General features: G+C 51.1%; 3 protein-coding genes and 1 pseudogene. All 4 read left to right on the forward strand.

All coding sequences use genetic code 11. The annotated features are described in order from the left end of the window. Positions 1–66: 66 nt before the first annotated feature. Positions 67–2025 (forward strand): alpha/beta fold hydrolase, encoded by a 1959-nt coding sequence (locus EC604_RS18905; RefSeq protein ID WP_123065626.1) that lies wholly within the window; start codon positions 67–69, stop codon positions 2023–2025. 462 nt (positions 2026–2487) lie between these two features. Next, entirely contained in the window at positions 2488–2919 is a 432-nt protein-coding gene (locus tag EC604_RS18910) for a chemotaxis protein CheW (protein WP_161556982.1), read from the forward strand. Between the two features lie 202 nt (positions 2920–3121). Then, a complete protein-coding gene (locus EC604_RS18915; RefSeq protein WP_123065628.1) occupies positions 3122–6304 on the forward strand; it encodes a DEAD/DEAH box helicase in 3183 nt (1060 codons plus the stop codon). A 122-nt stretch (positions 6305–6426) separates the two neighbouring features. Continuing rightward, positions 6427–6928 (forward strand): annotated as a pseudogene (locus EC604_RS18920) (hypothetical protein); the annotation flags it as partial.

Raw genomic sequence — 6928 nt, forward strand, 5'->3', positions numbered from 1 at the left:
TTTTTGACGGACTAAAACTAAAAATAAATAAAGAAAAAAATAAAGAAATATTATGGAGGCATATCGATGAACCAGGCAAGGTTGGAGCAAACCGTTCTTTTTATGACAGGTAGTACAGGTTTTATTGGAAAGGAAACAGTGAAACAACTGGTAGAGAAAACAGATATACATATGTTGCTGCTGGTTCGCTCTGAGCGGCGCGCCAGATCAGTACTGGAGAGTTACGGTGTGAGAAGTTTTGAACGGATTACGTTTATCGTAGGTGATTTATCTTTGACAGGTCTGGGGCTTGTTCAAGCGGATCGTGAACGCATCGCCAAGGCACATGTCATTCTTCATTCAGGGGGAACGATGGATATTACGCTGGGACGAGAGACAGCAGAAAAAATCTTTATGCATGGAGCGAGAGAGATTGCTCAGCTGGCTCAGGATATGAAATTTAGCGGAAGTTTGCGTCACTTCATTCATGTGGTTGGTTTTATGAGCCCTTATGGACAAGGGAATGGGCAAGAGAAACAGGAACAGGAACCGGTTGAAATGAATCATGCCGGTAGCCAAGAGAGTGCTTATGAAGAGATGAAGTTCAAAGCCGATGCTTATATAAGGGCGCATGCCAAACAGTATGGTTACCCTTTGTCCGTGGTAAATCCCAGTACGGTGGTCGGGCCACGCCCAACAGGTGAAACCGAGCAGACTGGCGGTATCGGGTTGCTTATTGGAGCCGTTCAGAAAGGTTTTATGCCTGTTGTTCCTGGTGGATCGTCTTACTGGCTGCCACTCGTGGAGAATGATGTGGTGGCAGAAACACTGGTCTTTCTAATTCGGGATGAGGCACCGTTGGGGGGGACTTATCCACTGCTCGCCCGTAAGGATGAGAGTCCAAACATGAAGGAGTTGCTGCATGTGATCACGAAGCAACTGGATGTTCCCAGACCGACAGGATCATTGCCATTATCCTGGATTCAACGCCTTATGAGCCTTGGCGGAAGTCGTGTCAGCGGTATACCTTCACAGTCACTTGCTTTTATCACAGACAGAACATTTCCGGTAGAGGAGACCGAGGGACTGATGCAACGAATGGGGAGCAGCTGGCCTGATATTCGGGAGCAGCTTCCCTTCATTATTGCTGATCTGGACTATCGGCTTCTGTCCAAGGCTGAAGTTGAACATGAACATGTTCTAACCGATTATATCCGTGTGCGTTTGGGAAATCTGGCGAGTTTAGGCTGGGAAGGGGAGGGGGAGCCATGGGTGATCGTGCATGGTTTGCTCCAATGTGCGGATGACTTGCTTCCTCTGGGATCACAGTTGCACAGACTTACACGCAATCCCGTCTGGATGGTTGATCTCGCAGGATTTGGTCGCTCACCTGTTCACCAAGAAGAAGATGCATTTACAGGTCAGGTTAACGCACTGGTGGAAGCTTTGTCTGAAATGCAGGGTCCAATCAAACTCGTTGGTCACTCTGTAGGTGCAGCTATCGCGGCGGCAGCGTTAAAGCGAAGCGGGCGTACCGATATTCGTTTGGCGCTGCTCCAGCCTGTTGCGGACAATGGAAGGGATGCGCGTTTAACAAAGATACTTCGGCTACCGCGCCTTGTGGTCAGAACTTTGCTTCGTGCCAGGTCACAACGGAGTTGGGCCAATGTTTTCCGTGCGAGTGGCAGTACATCATTGGATGAGAGCAGGGTTACGAGGCTGGCTAAGAGGATACAAGCCTATCTCCGTTCACCTCGTATAGCGGGTGCGCATGTAGATTTGTTGCGGTGGATTCACTTGGGACATAAGCAGACGATAGGCTTTTGGGATGAATTCGGAAGCCCTCGGCAGACAGAGGTTGACGCAGATCGACTGGTAGTTTGGGCTGAAAAGGATCGAGAGTATCATTTTCCTGCTCGTTTACATGCGGGTTATAAAAAAGTGGAACTCCCCTATGGTCACTATTTCCCAGCCTTTCAGGTTGAACAGACAGCGGAAATCCTTCTTGGTTGGGCTGGTGAAAGCGATGTGAATAACAAAAGGTAGAAAGTTTGAAATCCAGTATTGTTATTGAAAGGCTTTCCACAATATGTCCACAGTAGAGGATAAGCAGCCCGGAAAGCGACAAAGTTTACGTTAGATTTACAAACAAATACACAACATGTCCACATTAAAATAATGAATATCCACATAAATAAAGGTATATATCCACAGACTGTGAGCAATATGTGCACAACTTATCCACAGAAGGGGTATAACGTTATGTTTTTATTCACGATAAGCAAATTTTAACGGTTATTTAATGAGTTATCCACAGGAATGAGGGTTAAATCGTTTATTTTTCAAAGAAAACAGGGAAAGAGATGTAACTGCGATTCTTCTTGTTGAAAGCCTAAACAATTGCGCTAAAATTGCCGATACAACATGTAACGACTCATCGTCTAAAGTTCGACAGCCAAAAGCGTGTTGAAGATCTGATTTTACGGAATGAGAGGGTATGGAGACATTATGGATGAAGTAATGCAATATATTAATTTCTCGGTGGGAGAACAAATTTTTGCACTTCGCATTGATCAGGTTCATGAAATTATTAGAATGGTAGAGGTTACAACGGTTCCTTTCGGAAGTCCTGAGATCAGAGGATTCGCTTCATTGTACGGAAAGGTAGTTTCTGTCGTGAGTCTGCGTGTGTTGCTCGGCATGCCCGAGAAGGAAGATACCTCATCTACACGAATTATTGTGGTCCCTTACAAGAACGGGTTTGTGCCTCTGATTGTAGACATGGTAGATTCGGTTGTGACGTATGATCGTTTCGAAGAACCCGCAGAAGAACACCGCCGCTTTATGCTTGGTGTTTTTGATAAAATCGGATTCTGTGCGGATCACCGTGCGGGTATTTTGAACCTGGATGTACTGCTAGGCAGTCTGGTCAGATCTTGATTAGATCAAATGGGTGACAGTCTGACGGCCCACATCATTAAATGATTAAACAAAATGTTCCTCATCCGAATTCTGGAGAAGGGGCATTTTTTTGTACAGAAAAAGAGCGTGATCAGCACTTTTTATACGTAAAGGTTTTTAAATCCGTTCATTTTCGTATATGATGGAGAGTAACAATGCGAAGGGATGACGGGAGACTGTAATGATGCAATCGCTGTATGGAGTATGGCTTGGAGACGTGTTTTTTTGTTTTTCCGGTGAAACATCGGAACCGCGCGTAGATGCTTGGAGTCACGTGGTACGAAGGCTGCAATTTGGCGACGGGGGTCGTCTGTTTCAGCCTGCCGCGTTGCGTCTTGCGGAACTGCGCTGGCCGAATCCGCTTCGAAATGCGGCAGAAGCCAAAAACGTAAAGCGGAGGCAGTTGCTTGGACGAACGTTGGAAGGATTGGCGGTTTCACCGAAGGATGCGTTCAGACTGTTATTGCAGTGGGACGATCAGATGTTACATGCAGCTGGGATTCAGGCTGGAGAAGAGATGCGTTACTGGGTCAAGGCAGCACAGTTCACACAGGAATTGTTGCTGCGAGGGGCGATTGCTCCGGCGGCAGCATTTGCCGCTAAAACAGGTGCAAGACGGCGAACGGGTCAAGAGACCCTCTCAGGAGTGTGGCGTCCGCGTTTGCAGCTTGAAGAAGATCAGGAGCGTTTCAAAAGCCTTGCCGAATCGATGCCTCCCATTGCTCTGTCAGCGCCGGGGGCCTATGCCTCCACGGAGCCGGAGACACGTGAGGAAGCGGCAGGCACGGTATTGTTTTCATTTATGAGCGGCATCATTCATGCGGTGGTAACCAATGAATTGGAAGGCATGGATAGTGAACTTTCCCGTTACCGGACATCGTTCAGACGTGGCTCTTCACCGGTGTCTGAGCTATGGTGGAACAGCCTGATCTCTATATTCCGCCCAGTCACTGTGCAAGGACCGACGGAGGATATGGCGGATTTCGTCGATGCGATTCATGAAGCCGGGGGTACAACGATGCCTGCATTTGGTGTCGAAGAAATGCCGCCTGCGGAAGGCAAGTTCAGACTGGTCCTGCGATTGGAACCGCCGCTGGGAGAGCAGGAGACCACTTGGGGGATCAGTTTCTGGGTGGACAGTGATCAAGAAGCAGGCCTTAGGTTGCCTGCACGAAGCATTTGGGCACACCCGGGGCGTGATCTGGATCGGGGAAAAGTTTACTATGCCTCTGTGGCAGAGCAGTTACTGATGGCCATTGGTCAGGCGTCTGAGCTGGCACCGGAACTGGAAACTGCTTTGCTGCATGCTCGTCCCGAGGGGATACAGCTGCAGCAACAGAGCTTTTTTGAATTTCTTACCCATGCGGTTCCCAAGCTGCAGAAGGCTGGGGTAACGGTTCTTATGCCGTCAAGATGGAGCCGCGCCGGGAAACGACGCGCAGGTCTGCGTTTGCAGATGATGAACGGAGCGCCGGAGCGTCAGCCTGGAGCTGTATCTACACTCGGCATGGAGCAACTCGTTTCCTTTACAGCAGAGCCGATGCTGGATGGTAAGCCGATTACGGCAGAAGAACTTGCCGCACTGGCTGAATCTGCCGTTCCCTATGTTATGTTTCGCGGGGAATGGATCGAAGTAGATACCAAAGAGATTCGCCAAGTGCTTCGATATATGAAAAAAGAAGAAGAACAATACATGCCGCTTTCCGAATGGCTGCATCTTGCCGCAGATGAAGGGGAAGATTCCATTTGGAAAGGGATGTCTGTTTTCGGTGCCGAATCCGAAGGCATGCTCGCTTTCCTGCTTGAGGGACAGGTGCTGCGTAACATTGAACCTCGCCCAGTGCCAGCGGAGCTGCATGGTGAACTGAGGCCGTATCAGGAACGTGGATTTCAGTGGTTATCTGCCATGGGTGAACTGGGTTTCGGGGTGTGTCTTGCCGATGATATGGGACTTGGAAAAACGGTTCAGGTCATCACGTGTCTGCTCGATCGCAAAGAGGAGGAACGCCAGGCCGCACTGAAAGAGGCACAAGAAGCACAGGAGTCCGTTGATGACCTCGATACAGATATGCCGAAGGGTCAGTGGCCTACACTTATTGTCTGCCCAACCTCTCTACTGGGCAACTGGCAACGTGAGCTGAAGCGTTTTGCGCCAAACTTGTCACTGTACATTCATCATGGTGGACAGAGGTTACATGGAGATGCTTTCGAAGAGGAAGCACAGAAGCATGACATCGTGCTCACAACCTATCATTTGGCAGGTCGTGATGGCCCGGATTTGGCTTCGTTGCACTGGTCAACCGTGGTGCTGGATGAGGCACAGTATATTAAAAATTATCGGACGAAGCAGGCGCAGAGTGTCATGCGGCTGTCCACTTCTCATCGGATTGCCATGACAGGAACACCGGTGGAAAACCGTTTGAGTGAACTATGGTCTATTTTCCAATTCCTGAATCCGGGATATCTCGGTACATCTTCTTCGTTCCGCCAGCGGTATACAGGCTTGGCGCCTTCGGAAGAGAACGCGGCTTCGCTCCGCGAACTGCACAGGCTGGTGTCGCCGTTTATGCTTCGCAGGCTGAAGAGTGATCCGGATATTCGCAAAGATTTGCCCGAAAAACTGGAACTGAAATCCTATTGTTCATTGACACCGGAGCAGGCCATTCTATATCAACGGGTTGTGGATGATCTCATGGGCGGTCTGGACGGACGGAACGGTATTGCACGTAAAGGTATCGTGTTATCCTCTCTAACCAAATTGAAGCAGATCTGTGATCACCCTGTTCTGGCGGACAACAGCCGGAAGGAGCACGGCAAGGCTGAAGCATCGGGCAAGATGGAAAGGCTGCTGGAACTGCTGGATGCTATTCGGGACAACGGAGAATCGGCGTTGATCTTTACCCAGTATGTTGCAATGGGGAATCTGTTGGTTTCGAGACTGAACCGGCGTTATGAGGAAGAACCTTACTTCCTGCATGGTGGGGTTTCGAAGTCGCAGCGGGACGAAATGGTGGAGACATTCCAAAAAGGGGAAGGCCCGTCTATGTTTGTTCTGTCTCTTCGTGCGGGCGGCGTAGGTCTGAACCTGACACGGGCAAGCCATGTCATTCACTATGACCGCTGGTGGAATCCGGCGGTGGAGAACCAGGCGACAGACCGGGTATTTCGGATCGGCCAGAATCGCAACGTTCAGGTACACAAGTTGATCTGCCAGGGTACATTGGAAGAACGAATCGATGAGCTGATTGAGAGCAAGAAAGCCCTCTCCGAGCAGGTTGTAGGTTCAGGGGAAAACTGGCTGACCGAGATGTCAGACGAGGAATTGCGTAGTCTGATCTCGCTTCAAGGAGAGACTTGGTTGTAAGGTTAACGCTGAGGTCGGTAGTGGATAAGGTGATTCACACTACATTTGAATGCTTGGCAATGAAGAATCGGCTTGATGTTGGTAAAGCTGGTTTGCGCGATTAATGAGAGAGGGGGATGATGATGAGCGAAAAATGGAACATCGAGCTGCATATGTCCCCCGGGGTGTGGACGGCAGAGGTGAATACAGTGGCGGATTCGGGAGAGACTGTGCCCGGGTCCGCTGATGAAGATCAGAGGGGAACAGCCGCATCCGGCGTGTTCACGGTCACAGGCACGCTGCCGCAGCTAAGCGAGGCGCAGCGCGAGGCCGTGCTGGCGCAGCTGCGCAAGCGCCCGCTGGCGCTGTACGCCCTGCTGCGCGGCGGCCCGGCGCCAGAGGAGCTCGCCGGGCTGTTGCCCGCGGCGGCGCCTGCTGGCACGCCAGGCGAGGCCGTGCTCGGCGCAGCGCCTGCAGCGGCGTGCACCTGCGGCCGCGCAAGCTGCGCGCATGCCGCGGCGGCGGAGCACGCCGTTGCTGCGCGCCTCGCGGCCGAGCCGCTGCTGCAGCTGGCGCACGCCGGCCTGCCGCTCGAAGCGCTGCTCGCCGGCGTGCTGGGGTCATGGGCAGAGGAAGATGCCCATG

Origin of the sequence: Paenibacillus amylolyticus (assembly GCF_003719335.1) — a bacterium.
Taxonomy (GTDB): domain Bacteria; phylum Bacillota; class Bacilli; order Paenibacillales; family Paenibacillaceae; genus Paenibacillus; species Paenibacillus amylolyticus_D.

Coding starts and splice junctions, on each gene's coding strand:
- EC604_RS18905 (WP_123065626.1), top strand. CDS start 67: ATGAACCAGGCAAGGTTGGAGCAAACCGTTCTTTTTATGACAGGTAGT.
- EC604_RS18915 (WP_123065628.1), top strand. CDS start 3,122: ATGATGCAATCGCTGTATGGAGTATGGCTTGGAGACGTGTTTTTTTGT.
- EC604_RS18910 (WP_161556982.1), top strand. CDS start 2,488: ATGGATGAAGTAATGCAATATATTAATTTCTCGGTGGGAGAACAAATT.